At 76.2% G+C, this 1,107-nt stretch carries 1 protein-coding gene; it reads left to right on the forward strand.

Features of this window, described 5'->3' with window-relative positions; all coding sequences use genetic code 11:
* On the forward strand, positions 1–1,107 hold a 1,107-nt coding region (locus tag GQS09_RS28285), incomplete at both ends, for an ABC transporter permease (protein WP_399552630.1).

The raw sequence follows: 1,107 nt of genomic DNA on the forward strand, positions 1-1,107 counted from the left end.
ACCCTCCCCGGCCCGCGCCCCGCGGGCCCCGGCCGGTCCGGCAGCACCGGCACGGCCGGCCCGGAGAAGCGGCCCGCGGGCAGGCGGCTCGCGGGGCGGATGTACGTGCTCACCGCGGCCGCGGTGTTCGCGCTGCTCGGCGCGGTGCTGGTGGGCGACGCCCCGTGGCCCGGCTCATGGACCTGGGACGCGGAGACCCCGCTGGACGAGCTCAACCGCTGGCTGATCCTCAACCGCGACTCGCATCCGCTCTTCCTCTACTTCCTCCTCCACCTCTCCAACAACGTCAACAGCGCCGTGGACACCGTCCTGGCGTTCCTCCAGGGCCTGGGCTGGCCCGGCGTCACCGCCGCCGCCACCCTCGGCGCCTGGGCCGCCGCGGGCGGCGGCACCCGCCGCCGTGCGCTGAGCACGGCCGGCACCGCGCTCGCCGCCTTCACCGTCATCGGCCTGCTCGGCATGTGGCCGCACGCCATGCTGACGCTCGCCCTGATGACCGTCGCGGTGTCGCTCTCCGCCGTGCTGGGACTGCTGCTCGGTCTGGCCGCCGGACTCTCCGACCGGGCCGGCCGGGCCCTGCGCCCGGTGTTCGACACCATGCAGGTGCTGCCGGCCTTCGCCTATCTGCTGCCGTTCGTGCTGCTGTTCGGCATCGGCACGGCCCCCGCGCTGTTCGCCACCGTGATCTACGCCGCGCCGCCCATGGCCCGGCTGACCGCTCTCGGCCTGCGCGAGGCCGACCCGGCGGCGCTGGAGTGCGCGCGCTCGCTGGGCGCCGGACGCCGGCAGCGGCTGCTCACCGCCCGGCTGCCGCTGGCCCGGCCGCGGATGCTGCTCGGTCTCAACCAGACGATCATGATGGCGCTGTCCATGGTGGTCATCGCGTCGATCATCGGCGCGGGCGGGCTCGGCGACCAGGTCTTCGACGGCCTGCGCACGCAGAACATCGGCAAGGCCCTGACCGCCGGCATCGCCATCGTGCTGATCGCCGTCTGGCTGGACCGCACCACCGCCGCGGCCGGCGCCCGGCTGGAGCACCCCGGCGCCGAGGCGCCGCGGCGCTCCCGTCGGCCCGCCACCGGCCCGGAGGGCAGCCCGGGCGGCACC

Origin of the sequence: Streptomyces sp. YIM 98790 (assembly GCF_011421595.1) — a bacterium.
In the GTDB taxonomy this organism is placed as follows: Bacteria; Actinomycetota; Actinomycetes; order Streptomycetales; family Streptomycetaceae; genus Streptomyces.